Raw genomic sequence first — 21,123 nt, forward strand, 5'->3', positions numbered from 1 at the left:
GCGCCCTGAAGACCCCCACGCGAGCGTCAACCGCGCCCACGCACGCCGCATTCCGCCCGGTTCGTCCGCCCGCTCGGCATCCGGGGCCCGGAAGTGGCAGGATCTAGGCCCAGGGAAGCACAACCTGGCAGGGCCTCCCAGGGACGCGGCCGACCGCCGCGCGGTGGAGGCCGCCTTTCGATTGCGGCCGGCGACGACGACGGCCGCGAAGGGAGCGGTACGTGGCGGGCAACCTGACACGCGACGAGGCACGCGAGCGCGCGAGGCTCCTCGACGTCTCCTCCTACGACGTCGAGCTCGACCTGACCACCGGGGACACGGCCTTCCGGTCCGCCACGACGATCCGCTTCGACTGCACCGAGCCCGGCGCGTCGACCTTCGTCGACCTGGTGGCCCCCGCGGTCTCCGAGATCGTGCTGAACGGCCGCGCACTGGACCCGGCCGAGGTGTTCGACGGCGGCCGGATCGCGCTGAGCGGCCTGGAGGCCTCCAACGAGCTGCGCGTGGTGGCCGACGCCGCCTACATGCGCACCGGCGAGGGGCTGCACCGGTTCGTCGACCCGGTGGACGGCAAGACCTACCTGTACACGCAGTTCGAGACGTCGGACGCGCACCGCATGTACACCTGCTTCGACCAGCCGGACCTCAAGGCCCGGTTCGAGCTGGCGGTGCTCGCCCCGGCCGACTTCGAGGTGGTGAGCAACAGCGCCCCGGACGCGGTGCGCGAGCCGGTGCAGGACTCCGGCGCGGAGAAGGTCCGCTGGCACTTCCCCGCCACCGAGCCGATCTCCACCTACATCACCGCGCTCATCGCCGGGCCGTACCACGTCGAGCGGGACTCCCACGACGGCATCCCGCTGGGCGTGTACTGCCGGGCCTCGCTGGCGGAGTTCCTGGACGCCGACGCCATCTTCGAGGTCACCAAGCAGGGCTTCGACTTCTTCCACGGCGTGTTCGGTCTGCGCTACCCGTTCGGCAAGTACGACCAGCTCTTCGTGCCGGAGTTCAACGCCGGCGCGATGGAGAACGCCGGCGCGGTCACCTTCCTGGAGGACTACGTCTTCCGGTCCCGGGTCACCGACGCCCGCTACGAGCGCCGCGCGGAGACCATCCTGCACGAGATGGCGCACATGTGGTTCGGCGACCTGGTCACCATGCGCTGGTGGGACGACCTGTGGCTGAACGAGTCGTTCGCGACCTACAGCAGCGTGCACTGCCAGGCCGAGGCCACCAAGTGGACCGACGCCTGGACCACCTTCGCCAACGTGGAGAAGGCCTGGGCGCTCCGCCAGGACCAGCTGCCCTCCACCCACCCGATCGCCGCCGACATCCCGGACATGCAGGCGGTGGAGGTCAACTTCGACGGCATCACCTACGCCAAGGGCGCCTCGGTGCTCAAGCAGCTGGTGGCCTACGTCGGGGTGGACGCGTTCTTCGCCGGGGTGCGCGAGTACTTCAACGAGCACGCCTGGGGCAACACCGAGCTCTCCGACCTGCTCCGCCAGCTGGAGCGCGCCTCCGGCCGGGAGCTGTCCGGCTGGTCCCGGGAGTGGCTGGAGACCGCGGGCGTCAACACCATGCACCCGGACTTCGAGGTGGACGCCGAGGGGAACTTCACCTCCTTCGCGGTGCTGCAGGAGGCCCCGGCCGACCACCCGACGCTGCGCTCGCACCGGCTCGCGGTCGGCCTGTACGACCGCACCGACAAGGGCATCGTCCGCCGCGACCGGGTGGAGCTGGACGTCAGCGGTCCGCGCACCGAGATCCCCGAGCTGGTCGGCAAGGCCCGCCCGGACCTGGTGCTGATCAACGACGACGACCTCACCTTCACCAAGATCCGGCTGGACGACCGGTCGCTGCGCACCGTGGTGGAGTCGGCCGGCGAGATCGCCGAGTCGCTGCCGCGCGCGCTGTGCTTCTCGGCCGCCTGGGACATGACCCGCGACGCGGAGATGGCCGCCCGCGACTACGTGCGGCTGGTCGTCTCCGGCATCGGCGGGGTCGGTGACGTCTCGGTCGCCCAGATGCTGCTCCGCCAGGCCGTCTCGGCGCTGGTCAACTACGCCGCCCCGGAGTGGCGCGAGACCGGCTTCCGGCTCCTCGCCGACCGGCTGCGCGACCTGCTCACCGCCGCCGAGCCCGGCAGCGACCTGCAGCTGGTCTACGCCACCGGTTTCGCCGACGCCGCCGTCGGCGACGAGCACCTGTCGCTGCTGCAGGGGCTGCTGGACGGCGCGATCACCGTGGACGGCCTCACCGTCGACACCGACCTGCGCTGGACCCTGCTGCGCCGGCTGGTCGCGGCGGGCAAGGCCGGGGAGAAGGAGATCGCCGCCGAGCTGGAGTCGGACGCCACCGCCACCGGCGAGCGGCACGCCGCCGGCTGCCGGGCCGCGGTGCCCACCGCCGAGGCCAAGGCGCAGACCTGGGAGCGGATCGTCCGCGGCGACATGGCCAACGCCGAGTTCCGCGCGACCCTGGCCGGGTTCGGCGAGCCGGCCCACCGCGAGCTGGTCCGGCCCTACGTCGACTCCTACTTCTCCCGGCTGGGCGACATCTGGGAGAACTGGACCAAGGAGTTCGCCCAGTCCTTCGCGGAGATGGCCTACCCGGGCCAGCTCGTCGAGGAGGAGACCCTCCGCCGCACCGACGCCTACCTGGAGTCGGAGTCGCCGGCCCCGGCGCTCCGCCGCCTCCTGGTCGAGGGCCGCGCCACGGTCGAGCGCGCCCTGGAGGCCCAGCGCCGCGACGCCCGCGCCGCCGAGTAGCCGGTCCCGGAACGGCGGCCTCGGAACGGCGGCCGGGCGGCGCACCCCGCCCGGCCGCCCCGACCGGAGAACCCGGTCGGAGAACCCGGTCCGAGGTCCCGACCACTGAGGGGGCGGCCCGCCCGGGCCGCCCCCTCGCCGCGTCTTCCCGCCTTCGCCGTGCCCGGGGGCGCGGGCCCGCGCGGGCCCGCGCCCGCCGTCAGGACTCCAACCAGCTCGGCGGGAGGCGCGGGGCGTCCGGGTGGGGCTCGTCCGGCAGGCCTCCGGTGAGCGGGTGCAGGGCGCGGCGGACCACCGCGGACAGGTGCGGGTCGGCCATCAGCTCGTCGAGCAGCACCGGCTCGCCCTCCGCGCTGGTCAGCGGGATGCGCCAGTTGGGGTAGCCGGTGCTGGTGCCGGGCTGGTTCTGCATCCGGCGCTCGCCGACCACGTCGGTCAGCGCGATGCCGACCAGCCGCGCCGGGGTGCGGACCAGGTAGGCGTGCAGCGCCGCGACGACGGTCTGCGGGTCGGAGACCGGGTCCACCCCCGGGTCCAGCAGGTCCAGCTCGATGAGGAGCCGGCGCCACGCCTCGACCTGCGCCTCGGCGTCGGCGAGCTCCTCGGCCACGGGGCGCTTCAGCAGCCCCAACCGGTCGCGCAGCTCGACGTGCTCGGCGGTGAGGAACGAGGCGACCGGCGGCAGGTCGTGCGTGGAGACGGTGGCCAGGCACTGCTCCCGCCACTCCTCGGGGCGGCGCGGGGCGCCGTCCGGGCCGCGCTCGAACCAGAGCACCGAGGTGCCCAGCACGCCCCGTTCGGCCAGGTGCTCGCGCACCTCCGGCTCGACCGTGCCCAGGTCCTCTCCGATGACCAGCGCCCCGGTCTCCTCCGCGGTGAGCAGCAGCGAGCCGACCATGCCCTCGTGGTCGTAGCGGACGTAGGTCCCCTCCTCCGGGGAGGCGCCCTCGGGGATCCACCAGAGCCGGAACAGGCCCATGACGTGGTCGGCGCGGACCCCGCCGGCGTGCCGCATGCACTGGCGGAGCACCTGCCGGAACGGCGCGTAGCCCTGCTCGGCCAGGCGCACCGGGTGCCAGGGCGGCTGCGCCCAGTCCTGCCCCTGCTGGTTGAACTCGTCCGGCGGGGCGCCCACGCTGACCCCGTCCAGCAGCGCGTCCCGGTACATCCAGGAGTCCGAGCCGCCGGGCCGGACGCCCACCGCGAGGTCGTGCACGATGCCGATCGGCATGCCCGCCGCCCGCGCCCCGGCCTGGGCGGCGGCCAGCTGGTCGTCGAGCACCCACTGCATCCAGCGGTGGAAGTCGATCCTGTCCCACCGGTCCAGGGCCTGCGCGCCGACCTCCTGCCCGTAGGCGTCGCGCAGCACCGAGGGCCAGCGCCGGTGGTCCGGCCCGTGCTCCTCGGCCAGCGCGCACCAGGTGGCGTACTCGATCAGCGGCGCCCCCTCCCGCTCCAGGTAGGCCTGGAAGGCGGCCTCCCGCGACGGGGAGCGCTGCACCTGGAACAGGGACTCCAGGGCGACGCGCTTGGCGCTCCACACCGCGTCCCGGTCGAGCAGGTCGGCGGTGCGGCCGCGCTCGCGCAGCGGCCGGGCCAGCCGCTGCACGGCCTCCCGCTGCGCCGGTTCCAGGCGGCTGTACTCGGGGACGTCCTCGACCCGGATGTAGAGCGGGCTGGCGTAGCGGCGGCCCACCGGCAGGTAGGGCGAGGGTTCCAGCGGCGGCGCGGGCTCGGTCGCGTGCACCGGGTTGACCAGCGCGAAGGCGGCGCCGAGGTCGCGTGCGCTCCAGTCCGCGAGCTCGGCGAGGTCGCGCAGGTCGCCCATGCCCCAGGAGGCGCGCGAGCGCACCGAGTACAGCTGGGCCATCAGCCCCCAGCAGCGCCGGCCGGCCAGCGCGGCGGGCAGCCCGATCCGCTCCGGGACGATGAGCAGCGGGGCGCTCTGGCAGGCGCCGCCGTACTCGGCGTAGAGCGTGTGCACGCCCAGCGGCAGGCCGGGGCCGAGCCCGGTCTCGCCGCCGTCGGCCAGCTCGACCCGGGCCACCGCCCCTTCGGGGAGGGGCGGCCGGGGCGAGCGGCCGGCTCTGGCGACCACGGCCGGCGGCAGCAGCCGGCGGGCCTGGGCCTCCCGGTGCGCCTCCAGCGCCGCCCGCGGATCGGACGGGTCCACCCCGAGGGCGCCCAGGACATGGCGGAGCGTATCGGCGCCCACGCGCACCCTGCGGCCCCGCCAGTCCTCGTAGGCGGTCGCCACCCCGTGCTCTTCGGCCAGCAGTGCCAGGTCCTCATCGCTCACAGCATCCGATGATGCCGCATACGGCCCGCATCGGGACGGGAACGCCATGCCCTGTTCCACGCTGCGGCCGGACCGTATCGGGGGCCCGCCCCGCCCCTCCCCGGCAGACGCCCCGGTCCGCCCCCACCGCTCCGCACCCCGTTCCGCCCCCTCCCGACAGACCGAAACCGCCCGGACACGCCCCGAGCGGCGACGGCAAAGGTGGGGGCGAGGCGAAGGCGGCCACCCGGGCGCGGCGCCCCACGGGGCAAGGGTTCAAGCGAGCGGCGAAGGCGGGAAGGGGGCGTGCCGGCTGGTCGGTCAGGCGCGGCGCCCCACGGGGCCGGGCTTCAAGCAGGCAGCGACGGCAGCGGCGGGGGCGAGGCGAAGGCGGCCACCCGGGTGCGGCACCTCGCGGAGCGAAGGTTCAAGCGGGCGGCGAGGGCAGGGAGGGGACCGGCCGGTCGATCCGGTGCGGCGCCCCACGGGGTGACGGCTCAAGCGGGCGGCGACGGCAGCGGTGGGGGCGGGGTGCAGGCGTCGCCCGGGTGTCGGGCCCCACGGGGTCGGGGTTCAAGCGGGCGGCGAAGGCGGCGGTGGGAACCGGCCGGTCGATCCGGTGCGGCAGAGCAGGGCGGGAGTGGTCGGAGCGGTCAGAGGGGGGCGGGATCGCCGCGCCCGCGCCGCCCCGGGCACCGTGGTCGGCCACCCCTGAAACCACCACACCCCTCTGACCTGGATGAATACGCAGGGTGATGGCGGGTTGGGGCGCCCTGCGCACCGCGAGAGCACCCCGGTGATTCCTGAGCGCGCATCCCGGCCCGGATCGGCCCCCGAGAGGCCCGAATCGCCCCGGCCGGGCCGGTGTTCGGGGGTTCGAGCCGCCCGCAAGCCCGCAAAGCAGGGGGCCGGAACCCGGGAAGAGCAGAGGCGGGGGCGAGATGTCGTATTTGCCCTGCCGGGAGGGCCCACCTTGACCACTCTGGGTAACCGGGGAGGGGGTGGTGAGGGCTTCGGGGCTTACTACTCGCTGGTAGATGTAATCGGGGTGCTGCGGAGGTGCGCAAGGTGCTGCCGCTCCCGCCCGTTCCCTGCCGCAAACCCGGCATAGGGGATAAGGCCCCCTGGTTGGCGCGGGCGGGCGGCCCGCTGCCGTCGCCGCCCGTCTGAACCTGCACCCCGCGAGGCGCCGCGCCCGGGTGAGACGCCCGCCCCGCTCCCACCGGCGCCGTCACCGTCGCCGTCAGCCTGAACCTTCGCTCCGCGAGGCACCGCACCCGGCTGGAGTGCCCGGCCCCGGCCCTACCTTCGCCGTCGCCGCCTGCTTGAACCTCCGCTCCGCGGGGCGCCGCACCCGACCGACCGGCCGGTCCCCCTCCCCGCCCTCGCCGCCCGCCTGAACCTTCACCCCGTGGGACGCCGCACCCGGGCGACCGCCTCCGCCCCGTTCCTGCCTTCCGCCGACAGCGTCTCGCCGGGGTTCCGGCGGGGCTCCGGCGGCCGCTCAGGGGGTGCCGGGGGCCGGCGCGCCGTCGTTTCGCCCGTCATGTCGCCCACCGTGCCGCCCGTCGGGCTCGCTCCCGCCAGGGACTCGGAGCGGCCGGAAAACGGATTAAACATGGGACGACTCTGTGCTTCACTGGGACGGTGCTCATGTCCTATCGCCGTCTCTTCGCCGTGCCCGACGTGGGCTCCCTTCTCTTCTGGTCGCTGGCCGCCCGGATGCACATCGGCGGCATGCCGATCGCGGTCACCTTCCTGGTCGCGGGCTGGACCGGCTCCTACGCCCTGGCCGGGCTGGTCGCCGGCGGGCTGACCGCCGGCACCGCGCTGGGCGGGCCGGTCCGCGGGCGGATGGCCGACCGGCAGCCCAACGACCGGCTGCTGCTCGCCTCGGCCGCGGTGTACGGGGGCGGGCTGACCGCGATGGCGCTGCTGCCCGCGGCTCTGTGGTGGGTCGCGGTCCCGCTGGCCGTGGTCACCGGGGTGTTCCAGCCGCCCGCCACCCAGATCGGCCGGGCGCTGTGGCCCCGGATCACCTCCGGCCCGACCCGCCAGACCATGTTCGCCGCCGAGGCGACCCTGCAGGAGCTGCTCTTCATCGTGGGGCCGCTGCTGGCGGCCGTGGTGGTCGGCTTCGGCGGCGGCCGCACCGGCCTGCTGGTGCTGGGCGCCATCGGCTGCACCGGGGCCGTCGGCTTCGCGCTGGCGCTGCGCCGGGCCGGGCACACCCTGCCGCCGCGCCCCTCCGGGGAGGCGGGCTCCGGGGCGGCCGACTCCGCCGGGCCCGCCGGGCGCCGCCGGTCGCTGCTCACCGACCCCCAGGTGCTGCTGGTGATCACCGTGATCATGCTGATGGTCGCCGGGCTGGGCTCGATCGATCTGGCCATGGTCGCCTGGTCCCGCGAGCTGGGCACGCCCGGCTACGCCGGCGGCCTGATGGCGATCTACGCGCTGGGGTCGCTGGTGGGCGGCCTGATCGCGGGCACCCTGGCCGGGCGGCCGCGGATCCCGCGGCGCGCCTTCGGCACCGCGGCCGGGGCGCTGCTGGTGGTGCCGCTGCTGCCGCCGGTGCTGCACCTGCCGACGCCGTGGCTGATCGGCCCGGTGCTGTTCATCGCCGGCCTGGCCATCGCGCCGACGGTCGCCGCGGTGACCGAGCGGGTGGGCGAGCTGGCCCCGCCGGACCGGCGCGGCGAGGCCTACGGCTGGATGACCACCGCGACGACCGGCGGCATCTCGCTGGCCTCGCCGCTCACCGGCTGGCTGATCGATCTGGGCGGGATCGCTGCGGGCGCGGCCGGGGCCGCCGCTCTGGCGGCCCTCGGCGCGCTGCTCACCCTGGGGATGAAGGTCAGGCGTCCCACAGCGGAGGACGCCGGTCCGCCCACGGACGGGCCCCCTCCAGCTGGGCCGAGAGGGACAGCAGAGTCGCCTCCTCCCCCATCCGGCCCGTCAGCATGACGCCGACCGGCAGCCCTTCGGGGGTCCAGTGCAGCGGGACGCTCGCGGAGGGCTGGCCGGTCACGTTGAACATGGAGGTGTAGGGGGTGAACCGGGTCATCCGGGCGAACTCCTCCTCCGGGTCGTTCCCGGCGTCGAAGTGGCCCACCGGCGCGGGCAGCGCCGCCAGCGTCGGGCTGAGCAGCACGTCGTAGCCGAGCATCGCCGGCATCGCCTTGCGGATGGCCAGCTGCAGCCCGGCGGTGGCCCGCATGTAGTCCTCCACCGAGAGTGCGCGGGCCTTGGCGCGCAGGCTCCGGGTGAGCGGGCGCAGCCGGTCCTCGTACTCCGGCGGGACCGGGCCGGCCACCGCCATCGCCGCCCAGACCACCGAGAACATCTGCAGCATCGAGGCGTCGAACGGGCAGTCGGCCTCCTCCACCTCGTGGCCGAGGCCGGTCAGCAGCCGGGTGGCGTCCTCATAGGCCTCCAGCACCGCCGGGTCGGGCCGCACCCCCGGGACCGGGGTCGCGCTGAACCTGCCGATGCGCAGCCGCTTCGGCTCCCGGCGGGCGTGGTCCAGGAAGGTCTCCCCGGCGGGCAGCGGCGGGGCGGTGTAGTAGTCGCCGGGGAGCGACCCGGACATCACGTCGAGCAGCAGGGCGGCGTCGGCGACGGTGCGGGCGAGCGGCCCGGAGGTGGACAGGCCGATGTAGTCCGGGCGGGCCGGGGCCGAGGTGATCCGGCCCCGGGACGGCTTGATCCCGAACAGCCCGCAGACGCTGGCCGGGATGCGGATCGAGCCGCCGCCGTCGCTGCCCTGGGCCACCGGGGCCAGCCCGGCCGCGACGGCCGCGGCCGCGCCGCCGCTGGAGCCGCCGGCGGAGCGGGAGGCGTCCCAGGGGGTGCGGGCGGGCGGGGCGATGTCGTTCTCGGTGTAGCAGGGGCTGCCGAACTCGGGGGTGTTGGTCTTGCCGGTCATCACCGTGCCGGCCGCGCGCAGCCGGACCACGAACTCGGCGTCGACCGCCGCGGTGTTGTCCGCGTAGGCGATCGACCCGAAGGTGTGCCGGACGCCCGCAACGGGGTCCAGGTCCTTGACCGGAACCGGTACGCCGAGGAGCGGAGGGAGGTCCTCCGGCGCGTCGCGGAGCACCTGGGCCTCCGCCTTGCGGGCCTGTTCCCGCGCCGATTCCGCGGTGACCGTTATGAAGGCTCCGACCTGCTCGTCGAGCCGGTCGATGCGGTCCAGGTAGTGGTCGGTGATCTCCACCGGGGACAGCTCCCGGCGGCGGACCGCCTCGGCCTGCTCCAGCGCCGTCAGGTCGTGAATCCTACTCATGGGCGGAGGCTAGCGCGGCGGGCCCGCCCTGCGGTACCCCGCCGGAGCAGCGGGCGGGCCCGGCACTTCTCTAGAGAGGTCCGGGTAAAGGGTCATCATTCCCTCCCTCCGGTAACGAACACGTGAGATTCCCCCAAGAAGAAGGGAACAAAAGTGTGAGTTTCAATGGACTGGGACTCGCATATGGATGGAACTAATCTGTGCACCGTGGAATCGGCAACCAGTGCGAAGGACGGCGCCAAGCGCCCTGAGGCGGCATCCCTGTCGCCCTTTTTCGTGTCGGCGGACAAACAGAGCGGCGAGGGCTCGAAAGGCGGGCTCCTCGGCACCTACGGCGACCTGGTCACCCCCGAGGCGACCCGCAGGTGGGCGGTGCGCGGCGCGATCGCGCTGGCCGTCGGGCTCGTCACGGGCCTGCTCACCCGGGACTGGCAGATCGGGGCGACGTTCACCGCCGCCGTGCTCATCGGGTTCATCGTCCGCACCGCGCGGCGCCACTCGGAGGTCCCCCGCTGGCGGAAGCCCTCCATGGCCCAGCGGCGGACCGAGGCGCAGCTGCGGGTGATGAAGCGGCTGGGCTACCGGGTGCTGCACGCGCGCGGCACCCCGGGCGGCAACGGCCAGATCGACCACTTCATCGTCGGGCGGCGCGGCGCGTTCGCGATCGACTCCGAGTCGTGGGACAAGCGGCTGCCGCTCCGCAACAAGCTGGAGAGCCTCTACCACGGGCGGTTCTCCAAGAACGAGCGGATCGACGAGGCGCTGGAGGAGGCCCGGACCGCCCAGCAGCTGATCAGCGACGAGCTCGGCCGGCCGGTGGAGGTCCGCGCCTCGCTGGCCATCTACGGCCCCGGGATGCCCTGGGACAGCCACAACCTGCGCGGGGTCGACATCATCCGCGGCACCAAGGTGCGCAAGTGGCTGCGGACCGGCAAGAGCCGCCTCACCGAGCAGGAGATCGAGGACATCCACCGCGCGGCGGAGAAGGTCCTGCCCGCCAAGTACTGACCCGCGGAGCCCGCAACGGCCCGTCCCGGCGCCCGGGGCGGGCCGCCGCCGTGTCCGGCCCCGGACATGTCATCTCAAAATATGAGACATAAATCTTTGGAGTCGAGACACAGGCAGGTGGGCGCCGGGGATACCATCGGTCTGAAACACCGTTCTCGTTGGGAGAATCCCATGCCGCAGCTCCGCTCACGCACCGTCACCCACGGCCGGAACATGGTCGGCGCCCGCGCGCTCATGCGCGCCTCGGGCGTGGAGCGCGAGGACTTCGGCAAGCCGATCGTAGCGGTGGCCAACAGCTTCACCCAGTTCGTCCCGGGCCACGTGCACCTGCGCGAGGTCGCCGACGTGGTGGCCGGCGCGGTCCGCGAGGCCGGCGGCGTCCCCCGCGAGTTCAACACCATCGCGGTCGACGACGGCATCGCCATGGGCCACGGCGGCATGCTCTACTCGCTGCCCAGCCGCGAGCTCATCGCCGACGCGGTGGAGTACATGGTCAACGCGCACTGCGCGGACGCGCTGGTCTGCATCTCCAACTGCGACAAGATCACCCCCGGGATGCTGCTGGCCGCGATGCGGCTGAACATCCCCACCGTGTTCGTCTCCGGCGGCCCGATGGAGGCCGGCCGGGTCACCGTGGTCGACGGGACCGCCACCAAGGAGCGCAAGCTCGACCTGATCGACCCGATGGTCGCCGCCGCCGACGAGAGCGTCTCCGAGGAGGAGCTCGCGGTGCTGGAGGAGGCCGCCTGCCCCACCTGCGGCTCCTGCTCCGGCATGTTCACCGCCAACTCGATGAACTGCCTCACCGAGGCGATCGGCCTGGCCCTGCCCGGCAACGGCACCGTGCTGGCCACCCACGTCGCCCGCAAGCGGCTCTACCAGGACGCCGGCCGGCTCGTGGTGGACGTGGCCAAGCGCTACTACGAGGGCGACGACTCCTCGGTGCTGCCGCTGTCCATCGCCACCCCGCAGGCCTTCGGCAACGCGATGGCGCTGGACATCGCGATGGGCGGCTCCACCAACACCATCCTGCACCTGCTGGCCGCGGCCACCGAGGCCGGCGTGGAATTCGGCCTGCCGGAGATCGACGAGCTCTCCCGCAAGGTGCCCTGCCTGTGCAAGGTCGCGCCGAACACGGACAAGTACCACGTCGAGGACGTGCACCGGGCCGGCGGCATCCCCGCCATCCTCGGCGAGCTGGCCCGCGGCGGGCTGATCGACACCTCGCTGCCCACCGTGCACGGCAAGACGGTCGGCGAGTTCATCGCCGAGTGGGACATCTCCCTGCCCAGCGCGTCGCCGGAGGCGGTCGAGCTGTTCCACGCCGCCCCGGGGGGGCGGCGCACCACCAAGGCCTACTCCCAGGACACCCGGTGGGAGAGCCTGGACACCGACCGGGAGGCCGGCTGCATCCGCTCGGTCGGCCACGCCTACAGCGCCGACGGCGGGCTGGCCATGCTCTTCGGCAACCTGGCCGTGGACGGCGCGGTGGTCAAGACCGCCGGCGTGGAGGAGGAGCTGCTCACCTTCACCGGCCCGGCCAAGGTCTTCGAGAGCCAGGAGGACGCCGTCGAGGGCATCCTGAACAAGCGGGTGGAGCCGGGCGACGTGGTGGTCATCCGCTACGAGGGCCCCAAGGGCGGCCCCGGCATGCAGGAGATGCTCTACCCGACCAGCTTCCTCAAGGGGCGCGGGCTGGGCAAGGCGTGCGCCCTGGTCACCGACGGCCGGTTCTCCGGCGGCACCTCCGGGCTGTCCATCGGGCACGCCTCCCCGGAGGCGGCGGCCGGCGGCGACATCGCCCTGGTCGAGGACGGCGACGTGATCGGCATCGACATCCCGAACCGCGGCATCGTCCTGGAGGTTCCCGAGGACGAGCTGAACGCCCGCCGCGAGCGGCTGCTCAAGGAGCTCGGCGGGTTCCGGCCGCGCACCCGCGAGCGGTCGGTGACCGCCGCGCTGCGCGCCTACGCCGCGATGGCGACCTCGGCCTCCACCGGTGCCGCCCGGGACGTCTCCCAGATCGAGGGCTGAGCCCCGCACCGGCACCGGCGGAGCCCGGGTCCCGCCCGCACGGCGGTGACCCGGGCTCCGCCCGTTCCGGACCGGACCGCCTGCCGGAGAAGGGCCCGCCCCGGTGATCCCGGCAGAGCGGCCCCGTCGACCCGCCCGGTCAAGGCCGCAGCGTCGGGACCACCGCTCGGGGAGGGGCCGGCCCGCCGAAGGGCCGGGCGTGCGCGGTCAGCCGCAGCACCCGCCGCCGCAGCAGCCCCCGCCGCCGCCTCCGGCGGGCTCGGCGGCCATCCCGCCGACGGCCACCCGGGACAGCAGCTTCACCGTGTCGCCGTGCCCCTGCGGGCAGTCGGCGGGGTCGGCGGACTCGGCCATCGGCCGGGACAGTTCGAAGGACTCGCCGCAGGTCCGGCAGGCGTACTCGTATCGAGGCATGGCACCGATGATAGGCACCGGCCGCCCGCGCGGCGCGCCGCCGTCTCAGCCCCGCCCCGCTCCTGGAACGGGCGACGCGCCCCGGGTGGTCCCCCGGGGCGCGTCACGGTGGGCGCTGCGCGGTTCGGTTGTCCTGATCAGGCCGCCTGGCGGGGCATGTACGGCGCCCACTGCGGGTCGCCGTGCTGGTCTCCGTTGATCAGCCGCCAGTGCAGACCTCGTGGAACGCTGGGGGTGATGTTGAGCGTCCACCCCAGCTCGTCGAGGAGACGGTCGGCCTTCTTGTGGTTGCAGGGCTTGCAGGAGGCGACCACGTTCTCCCAGATGTGGGCGCCGCCCCTGCTCCGGGGGATGACGTGGTCGATGGTCTCGGCGCGCTTGCCGCAGTAGGCGCAGTGGTTGCCGTCCCGGCGCATCAGCGCGATCCTGGTCAGCGGAACGCGGCGGCGGTAGGGAACCCTGATGTAGCGGCGGAGCCGGATCACCGACGGCACCGAGAGCACCGTGGTCGCGGAGTGCAGTACCGCACCGGCCGCGTCGCCGTGGACGACCTCGGCCTTGTCCCTGAGCACCAGGAGCACGGCCCGGCGCAGGGGGAGCGTGGTCAGGGGTTCGTAGCTGGCGTTGAGCAGGAGGACGTGCCTGCGGAGTGTGCCGCCCTCCGTGCCGGTGCGGGCGCTCACAGCACCGCTCCGGCCGTACGTGTCTCTACCCCGGCCAGCCGATCGGCCAGCCAGGAGACCTCCTTGTGGGCCGGCCTCGCGGCCGCCTCTGTCGACTCTTCCACACGGACCTCCCGTGGGTGGTTCCCGCAGCGTTTAGTCCCGCATTCAGTTTGCTGGGTCGGACCCGTCCGCCGCCACCCCAATTCTGCGGGCTCGTGGAAAACCCCTGGCTTCCGATAATGGCGCACGGTATGAATCGGCGACGTGAAGCGCGCCGATAGGGTGCGGTCATGCCTCATCACCGCTACCCCGCGGCCGGCCGCTCGGACCTGGTCGAAGATCTGCACGGCCGTTCCGTCGCCGACCCCTACCGCTGGCTGGAGGAGGCGGATTCGCCCGCCTCCCGGGAATGGTCCGCGGCCCAGGACGCCCTTTACGCCCGGATGCGCGACTCCTGGCCGGAGCGGTCCGCCTTCGCGGCGGACATCGCCGCGCTGATGCGGGCCGGCCACGTCGGCCCGCCGGTGTGGCGCGGCGAACGGTGCCTGTTCGTCCGGCGCGAGCCCGGCCAGGAGCACGGGGTGCTGGTGACCTCGGCCCCGGGCGAGGGCGAGCGGGTGCTGATCGACCCCACCGCGATCGACCCGAGCGGCACCACCACCCTGGACGGCTGGTACCCCGACGACGAGGGGCGGCTGCTCGCCTACCACCTCTCCGAGGGCGGCGATGAGGAGTCCCTGCTCCGGGTCATGGACATCGCCACCGGCGAGACGGTGGACGGCCCGATCGACCGCACCCGGCACTCCGCCCCGGCCTGGCTGCCCGGCGGCAAGGCGTTCTACTACGTCCGGCGGCTCCCGCCCGAGCAGGTGCCCGAGGACGAGCGCCAGTACCACCGCCGCGTCTACCTGCACCGGGTCGGCCGCCCCACCGACGAGGACGTACTGGTCTTCGGCGAGGGGCGCGGCATGACCGAGTACTTCGGGGCGGCCGTGGACCGCTCCGGCCGGTACCTGCTGCTGACCTCCTCCGAGGGGACCTCGGTCAGCAACGACGCCTGGATCGCCGACCTGGCCGAGTCCGGCCCGGAGACGCCCTGCTTCACCCCGGTGCAGGAGGGCGCGGACGCCGAGGCCGAGCCCTACGTCGGGCGGGACGGCCGGCTGTACGTCTCCACCGACCGGGACGCGTCCCGCGGCCGGCTGTGCGTCTGCGACCCCGCCGACCCAGGCCCGGAGAACTGGCGCACCCTGATCGGCCCCGACCCGGAGGCGGTGCTCGGCGGGTACGCGATCGCGGACGGGCCGGAGCTGGACCGGCCGCAGCTGGTCGCGGTCTGGGCCCGGCACGCGGTCTCCGAGATCACCCGGCACGACCTGGCCACCGGCGACCTGCTGGGCAGGGTGGAGCTGCCCGGCCCGGGCAGCGTCGGCGCGCTGACCGAGCGGCCCGAGGGCGGCCACGAGGTGTGGTTCACCTACACCGACCACGCCACCCCCGCCTCGGTGTACCGGCTGGACGCGCGGACCGGCGAGGCCTCGCTGTGGGCCGCCGCGCCCGGGGCCGGGGACCTGGACCTGCCCGGGGTCCGCGCCGAGCAGGTCGCCTACGCCTCCAAGGACGGCACCACCGTGCGGATGCTGGTGCTCTCCCCGGAGGGGGCCGAGGGCCCGCTGCCGACCGTGCTGTCCGGCTACGGCGGCTTCGCGCTCTCCGTCACCCCCTTCTACTCCGCGACCGCGCTGGCCTGGGTCCGGGCCGGGGGCGTCTACGCCGTCGCCGGCCTCCGCGGCGGCCTGGAGGAGGGCGAGGAGTGGCACCGGGACGGCATGCTCGACCGGAAGCAGAACGTCTTCGACGACCTGGCCGCCGGCGCCGAGCACCTCATCGCGTCCGGCGCCACCGCCCCGGACCGGCTCGCCGTGATGGGCGGCAGCAACGGGGGCCTGCTGGTGGGCGCGGCCGTCACCCAGCGGCCGGACCTGTTCGCGGCCGCGGTGTGCTCGGCGCCGCTGCTGGACATGGTCCGCTACGAGCGGTTCGGGCTGGGGCGGCTGTGGAACGTGGAGTACGGCTCCGCCGACGACCCCGAGCAGCTGGACTGGCTGCTCTCCTACTCCCCCTACCACCATGTCCGGGAGGGGGTGCGCTACCCGGCGGTCCTGTTCACCGTGTTCGAGAACGACACCCGGGTGGACCCGCTGCACGCGCGGAAGATGTGCGCCGCCGTGCAGCACGCCACCTCCGCCCCGCCCGAGGAGCGCCCGGTGCTGCTCCGCCGGGAGTCCGAGGTCGGGCACAGCTCCCGCTCGGTCAGCCGCAGCGTGGCGCTCGGCTCCGAGCAGCTGGCGTTCCTCGCCCGCTGCACCGGGCTGCGGCGCGGCTCCGGCGGGGCCTGACCCGGGGGCGGTGTGCGGGCGGTCCGCCCGGCGCGGGAGAATCGGCCGGTGGGCGGCCCGGTGCGTACGGGCCGCCCGGGATCGCGGCGGCGGAGAGGCAGGGACCTGAGCAGTGGTGGAGATCGCGACCGAGGCGCCCCCCGGACGGACCGCGGGGGGCGGTGAGCGCCATGTGCACCTGGCCCAGGTCCGCTTCGCCGACCTCGACCCGCTGAACCACGTCAACAACGTGCGGATGCTGACCTACCTGGAGGACGCCCGGATCGCGTTCCTCAAGTGGGACTCCGAGCCGGACGGGGGCGGGGAGCGGCTGTTCGGCGCGCTGGTCGTCGCCCGGCACGAGGTGGACTACCTGCGGCCGCTGCTGCTCCGCCGCGCCCCGGTCCGGGTGGAGACCCGGGTCACCGAGGTGCGCAACGCCAGCTTCCGGCTGGCCTACGAGATCCTCGACGACGATGCGGTCTACCTGCGGGCCGAGTCGGTCATCGTCGGCTACGACCTGGACCGCCAGGCCGCCCGCCGGCTGGACGCCGGCGAGCGGGCCTACCTGCTGCGCTACCGGGACCCGGCGGCCTGATCCGGGTCGGCCGCCCCGTCCTGGGCGGGGCGCTCGGCCAGGTCCCGGCCGCGGGTCTCCGGCGACACCGCGACCGCCGCCAGGGTGAGCACCGACGCCGCGGCCACGTAGACCGAGATCGGCACCGAGGAGGCGAACTCCGCCAGCAGCGCGGTGGCGATGAGCGGAGCCAGGCCGCCCGCGGCGATCGAGGCCAGCTGGTAGCCGATGGAGGCGCCGGAGTAGCGGGTCCGGGTGCCGAACAGCTCGGAGAAGTAGGCGGCCTGCGGCCCGTACATGGCGGCGTGCAGCACCAGGCCGACCGCGGCGGCGGCGAGCAGCGCGCCGAACGTGCCCTGGTCGATGATCGGGAAGAACGCGAACGCCCAGGCGCCCACCCCGACCGCGCCGAAGGCCACCACCGGGCGGCGCCCCACCCGGTCGGAGAGCAACCCCCACAGCGGGATGGCGGCCAGCTGCACCACCGAGGCGACCAGCAGCGCGTTGAGCACCGTGCCGTCGTCGACGCCGGCCTCCTGCACCGCGTAGACCAGGATGAACGCGGTGATGACGTAGTAGGAGATGTTCTCCGCGACGCGCACGCCCATGGCCACCAGCAGCTCGCGCCAGTGGTCCCGGAGCACCAGCAGCAGCGGGGCCCGCTCGACGGCGCCCTCGGCGGCCCGGGCCCGCTCCGCCCGCGCGGCCGCCTCCAGGAAGACCGGGGACTCCGACACCGCCAGCCGGATGTAGAGCCCGATCAGCACCAGGATCCCGGAGAGCAGGAACGGGATGCGCCACCCCCAGGCCTCGAAGGAGGCGTCCGACATGGTCGCGGCCAGCACCGCGAGGACCGCGGTGGCCAGCAGGTTCCCGCAGGGCACGCCGGCCTGCGGCCAGGACGCCCAGAAGCCCCGGTGGCGCGGGCTGCCGTGCTCGGAGACGAGCAGCACCGCCCCGCCCCACTCGCCGCCCAGCGCGAAGCCCTGGACGAGCCGGAGCAGGATGAGCAGCAGCGGCGCCAGCAGGCCGATCGCGGCGTGGCCGGGCAGCAGCCCGATCGCGAACGTCGAGGCGCCCATCATCAGCAGGCTGATGACCAGCAGCTTCTTCCGGCCGATCCGGTCCCCGTAGTGCCCGAAGACCAGGCCGCCGACCGGCCGGGCGACGAACCCGACCGCGTAGGTGCCGAACGCCAGCAGCGTCCCGGTCAGCGGGTCGGATTCGGGGAAGAACACCGAGCCGAACACCAGCGCGGCCGCGGAGCCGTAGAGGAAGAAGTCGTACCACTCGATCGTGGTACCGATCAGGCTGGACGTCACCACCTTCGCGAACGAGCTGCGCGGGGTGCCGTCGCGGGTCGTGGCCATGGGGTTCTCCACCTTTTCCGCACGGTCGGGGGGCAGGGCCCGAGGCCTTCCGGACGCCCGGAGGGCCTCGGCAGCTGCACCGTAGGCCGCACAGTGTGGCCCATGCCATAGCGGCCGCCCACCCACGGTGCGGCGCGCCCATGTATCCGGGGCACACCCCTGGGCCCCGGACGCCGGCGGCGCCCCCGCGGGCGGCCCCCGGGGCCGCGGCCGGCGAGGCATGTCGCCGGGCGCCACTCCCGGGCCGTCCGGCATGGAGGCGGGCCCCATGCGCCGGGGGGCCGGGCCCGCCTAGATTGAGCTGCGACCGCTCCCGCCGGGGCTCCGGCCCCGGCCCCGTGCAGGACCAGGAGGGCTCGATGGCCACCACCGACCGGCGCGCGCAGCCTGCGGCGCCCGTTCCGGCGCCGGCCGCGGCCGGCGCGTCCGCCCCGCTCGACCTGCGCGGGCGGACCGCCGTGGTGACCGGCGCCGCCTCCGGCATCGGCCGGGCGTGCGCGCTGCGGCTGGCCGCCGCCGGCGCCGAGGTCCGGCTGGTGGACCGGGACGCCGAGGGGGTGCGCGCGCTCGCCGAGAGCGGGGCGGGCACCGCCGTCCCGGCCGACCTGGCCGACCCCGAAGCCGCCGAGGAGATCGGCAGGGGCGCCGACATCGTGCTGAACAACGCCGGGTTCCAGCTGGTCTCCCCGGTGGAGGAGTTCCCTCCGGAGGAGTTCTCCCGGATGCTGCGGGTCATGGTGGAGGCGCCGTTCCGCACCGTCCGGGCCGCCCTGCCGCACATGTACCGGCGGGGGTGGGGCCGGGTCGTGAACGTCTCCTCGGTGCACGGGCGGCTCGCCTCGCCCTACAAGTCGGCCTACGTCACCGCCAAGCACGCCCTGGAGGGGCTGTCCAAGGCCGTCGCGGTGGAGGGGGCCGCCCGGGGCGTCACGTCCAACTGCGTCGCCCCCGGCTACGTGCGCACCCCGCTGGTCGAGGGCCAGCTCGCCGATCAGGCCGCCGCGCACGGCCTGGACCCCGGCGAGGTGGCCGAGCGGGTGCTGCTCGCCCGCACCCCGGCCAAGCGGCTGCTGGAGCCCGAGGAGGTCGCCGAGGCCGTCGCCTACCTGTGCGGCCCCGCCGCCTCGTTCGTCAACGGGGCCTCGCTCACCCTCGACGGCGGCTGGAGCGCCGGGTGACCCGGTCGGTCCCGCCGCCGGACCCGGCCGGCCCGGAGAGCGCGCAGACCCAGTTCCTGCGGCTGCTGCTGCGCGACGCGCCCGCCGTGGAGTACGAGCGGCCGCTGATGGAGGCGCGGGCCGCCGGGTGGGACCCGGAGGCCCTGGCCGGGCTGGAGACGGCGAAGGTGCTCGCCCTGGAGGTGCGCACCGTGCTGGCCGACCGGCGGCGGCGCGAGTCGGAGCTGGCCGCGCTGTACGAGACCGCGAACGACCTGGCCGGCATGCGCGACCTGGACCGGGTGCTGCGCGCCATCGTGGACCGGGCCCGCAACCTGCTCGGCACCGACACCGCTTACCTGACGCTGCGCGACGCCGATCCGGGCGACGGCGGCGGCACCGTCATGCGGGTCACCTCGGGGTCGGTGTCGGCGCGGTTCCAGCGGCTGCGGCTGAGCCCCGGGGACGGGCTGGGCGGGCTGGTGGCGCAGACCGCGCTGCCCTACGTGACCGCGAACTACTTCACCGACACCCGGTTCGCGCACACCGACCCGATCGACACCGCCGTCAGCGAAGAGGGCCTGATCGCCATCCTCGGGGTGCCGCTGCAGCTCAACGGCAGGGTGATCGGGGTGCTGTTCGCGGCCAACCGCCGGGAGCGGCCCTTCTCCCGGGACGAGGTGGCGCTGCTCGGCTCGCTCGCGGCGCACGCCTCGATCGCGATCGACAACGCCGGCCTCATCGAGGACACCCGGGCCGCCCTGGCCGAGCTGGGCGAGGCCAACCAGCGGCTCACCCTGCACAGCACCGGCGTGGAGCGGGCCGCGGCCGCCCACGAGCGCCTCACCGACCTGGTGCTGCGCGGCGGCGGGATGGAGGAGGTGGAGGCCGCGGTCAGCGAGGTGCTGGGCGGCTCGGCGGTGCTCTACGACGCGGGCCCGCCCGGGGCCGGGCGCCCCGGTCCGGACGGCCCCGCCGGGGAGGACGCCGAGGCGGTGCGGGCCGCGCAGGCCGGCGGCCGGGTGGTGCAGGTCGGCGAGACCTGCGCCGCACCGGTGCTGGCCGGCGGCGAGCCGCTGGGCACCCTGGTGCTGCGCGGGGTGCGGCTGGACGCCGCCGACCGCCGGATCCTGGAGCGGGCCGCCCTGGTGGTCGCCCTGCTGCTGGTGATGCGCCGCTCGGCGAGCGAGGCCGAGCACCGGGTCCGCGGCGACCTGCTGGACGCGGTGCTGGACTCCCCGGACGACGCCGACGCGCTGCGCCGCCGGGCCCGGCTGCTCGGCGCCGACCTGGACGCCCCGCACGTCGTGGTGGTCGCCGAGGCGCCCGGGGCGCACGCCGGGCGGCTCCGCTCGGCCGCCCAGCACCTGGCGGAGACCGGCGACGGCCTGGCGGGGACGCGGGCCGGCGGCACCGTGCTGGCGCTTCCCGGGAAGGACCCGGCCGAGGTCGGCGCCCGGGCCGCCGAGGCGCTGTCCGCGGCGGTGAACACCCCGGTGACCGCGGGCACCGCGGGCCCCACCGCGGGGGTGCCGGGCTTCCGGGGCGCCTACGCCGAGGCGCGGCGCTGCCTGCGGGCGCTGGTCTCGCTGGGCCGCACCGGGGACGTGGCCTCCCCCGCCGACCTGGGTTTCCTCGGGCTGCTGATCGGCGGCGACCGGGACGTCCCCGGGTTCGTCGAGGCGACCCTGGGCCCGCTGCTCGCCTACGACCGGGAGCGCGGCACCACCCTGGTGGAGACGGTGCGCGCCTACTTCGCGCACGGGGCCAGCCCGGCCCGCGCCAAGGACGCCCTGCACGTGCACGTGAACACCGTCGCCCAGCGCCTGGACCGGGTCGGCCGGCTGCTCGGGCCGGACTGGCAGAGCCCGCCGCGCGCCCTGGAGCTCCAGCTCGCCCTGCGCCTGCACGCCCTGCTCGGCGACGGCCTGGACCTCGACCCCCCGCCCGCCGGCCGCCCCCCGCGCTGATCCCGGCGGTGCGGTCCCGTCAGAGCGGGCGGCCCCCCGTGCCCGACGCGGCACCGCGCGCCGGGCGGGACCCGGCCCGCGGGGAGCGCATCCCCATCGAGGCCCTGCGGAACGGGGTGCACGGCGCCGGAGGGACCGCCCGGCGCCGCACCGTGCTGCGGCCGGCCCGGCCGCAGCGGGACCCCGCCGCCGTCCGCCCACCGGCGGGGGGGGGGGGGC

The 21,123-nt window shown here is 75.0% G+C and carries 13 protein-coding genes; 8 read left to right on the forward strand and 5 right to left on the reverse strand.

Features of this window, described 5'->3' with window-relative positions:
• Positions 1 to 221 precede the first annotated feature (221 nt).
• Positions 222 to 2,768 carry an aminopeptidase N gene (gene pepN, locus D459_RS0107580; RefSeq protein ID WP_017592392.1) on the forward strand — a complete coding sequence of 849 codons (2,547 nt, stop codon included), beginning with the start codon at positions 222 to 224 and terminating at the stop codon, positions 2,766 to 2,768.
• Between the two features lie 199 nt (positions 2,769 to 2,967).
• Here the strand turns inward: pepN and malQ are convergent, their stop codons facing one another.
• The gene (gene malQ / locus D459_RS0107585) at positions 2,968 to 5,067 is read right to left on the reverse strand and encodes a 4-alpha-glucanotransferase (protein WP_017592393.1); all 2,100 of its coding nucleotides are present in this window, start codon (positions 5,065 to 5,067) and stop codon (positions 2,968 to 2,970) included.
• A 1,716-nt stretch (positions 5,068 to 6,783) separates the two neighbouring features.
• Between malQ and D459_RS34180 the strand changes: the two genes are divergently transcribed.
• Entirely contained in the window at positions 6,784 to 8,010 is a 1,227-nt protein-coding gene (locus D459_RS34180; RefSeq protein ID WP_394296692.1) for an MFS transporter, read from the forward strand.
• Here the strand turns inward: D459_RS34180 and D459_RS0107605 are convergent.
• A complete protein-coding gene (locus tag D459_RS0107605; RefSeq protein ID WP_017592397.1) occupies positions 7,901 to 9,331 on the reverse strand; it encodes an amidase in 1,431 nt (476 codons plus the stop codon). The two genes, D459_RS34180 and D459_RS0107605, sit on opposite strands and share 110 nt — an antisense overlap.
• A 207-nt stretch (positions 9,332 to 9,538) precedes the next feature.
• Between D459_RS0107605 and D459_RS0107610 the strand changes: the two genes are divergently transcribed.
• Positions 9,539 to 10,339 carry a nuclease-related domain-containing protein gene (locus D459_RS0107610; RefSeq protein ID WP_040709493.1) on the forward strand — a complete coding sequence of 267 codons (801 nt, stop codon included), beginning with the start codon at positions 9,539 to 9,541 and terminating at the stop codon, positions 10,337 to 10,339.
• Between the two features lie 171 nt (positions 10,340 to 10,510).
• Positions 10,511 to 12,373 carry a dihydroxy-acid dehydratase gene (gene ilvD, locus D459_RS0107615; protein ID WP_017592399.1) on the forward strand — a complete coding sequence of 621 codons (1,863 nt, stop codon included), beginning with the start codon at positions 10,511 to 10,513 and terminating at the stop codon, positions 12,371 to 12,373.
• 207 nt (positions 12,374 to 12,580) lie between these two features.
• Here ilvD and D459_RS0107620 read toward each other — a convergent pair whose 3' ends face one another.
• Both D459_RS0107620 and D459_RS0107625 read right to left on the reverse strand, forming a co-directional pair.
• A complete protein-coding gene (locus tag D459_RS0107620; RefSeq protein ID WP_017592400.1) occupies positions 12,581 to 12,787 on the reverse strand; it encodes an FmdB family zinc ribbon protein in 207 nt (68 codons plus the stop codon).
• Between the two features lie 137 nt (positions 12,788 to 12,924).
• Positions 12,925 to 13,470, reverse strand: coding sequence for an HNH endonuclease (locus D459_RS0107625; RefSeq protein WP_017592401.1), 546 nt, complete (start codon positions 13,468 to 13,470; stop codon positions 12,925 to 12,927).
• Between the two features lie 272 nt (positions 13,471 to 13,742).
• Here D459_RS0107625 and D459_RS0107630 point away from each other — a divergent pair, with 272 nt between their 5' ends.
• Both D459_RS0107630 and D459_RS0107635 read left to right on the forward strand, forming a co-directional pair.
• Entirely contained in the window at positions 13,743 to 15,851 is a 2,109-nt protein-coding gene (locus D459_RS0107630; RefSeq protein WP_017592402.1) for a prolyl oligopeptidase family serine peptidase, read from the forward strand.
• A 112-nt stretch (positions 15,852 to 15,963) separates the two neighbouring features.
• Positions 15,964 to 16,428 carry an acyl-CoA thioesterase gene (locus D459_RS0107635; protein WP_017592403.1) on the forward strand — a complete coding sequence of 155 codons (465 nt, stop codon included), beginning with the start codon at positions 15,964 to 15,966 and terminating at the stop codon, positions 16,426 to 16,428.
• On the opposite strand, the gene D459_RS0107640 is transcribed toward D459_RS0107635, so the two are convergent.
• Positions 16,407 to 17,777, reverse strand: coding sequence for an MFS transporter (locus D459_RS0107640; RefSeq protein ID WP_017592404.1), 1,371 nt, complete (start codon positions 17,775 to 17,777; stop codon positions 16,407 to 16,409). The two genes, D459_RS0107635 and D459_RS0107640, sit on opposite strands and share 22 nt — an antisense overlap.
• Before the next feature lie 359 nt (positions 17,778 to 18,136).
• On the opposite strand from D459_RS0107640, the gene D459_RS0107645 reads away from it, so the two are divergent.
• Both D459_RS0107645 and D459_RS0107650 read left to right on the forward strand, forming a co-directional pair.
• On the forward strand, positions 18,137 to 18,955 hold the full coding sequence (locus D459_RS0107645) for a 3-hydroxybutyrate dehydrogenase (RefSeq protein WP_017592405.1): 819 nt from the start codon (positions 18,137 to 18,139) through the stop codon (positions 18,953 to 18,955).
• A complete protein-coding gene (locus D459_RS0107650; RefSeq protein ID WP_017592406.1) occupies positions 18,952 to 20,904 on the forward strand; it encodes a helix-turn-helix domain-containing protein in 1,953 nt (650 codons plus the stop codon). Before D459_RS0107645 ends, D459_RS0107650 begins: the two co-directional genes overlap by 4 nt.
• The last annotated feature ends 219 nt before the right edge of the window (positions 20,905 to 21,123 follow it).

Source organism: Nocardiopsis potens DSM 45234, from assembly GCF_000341105.1.
GTDB lineage: Bacteria > Actinomycetota > Actinomycetes > Streptosporangiales > Streptosporangiaceae > Nocardiopsis_A > Nocardiopsis_A potens.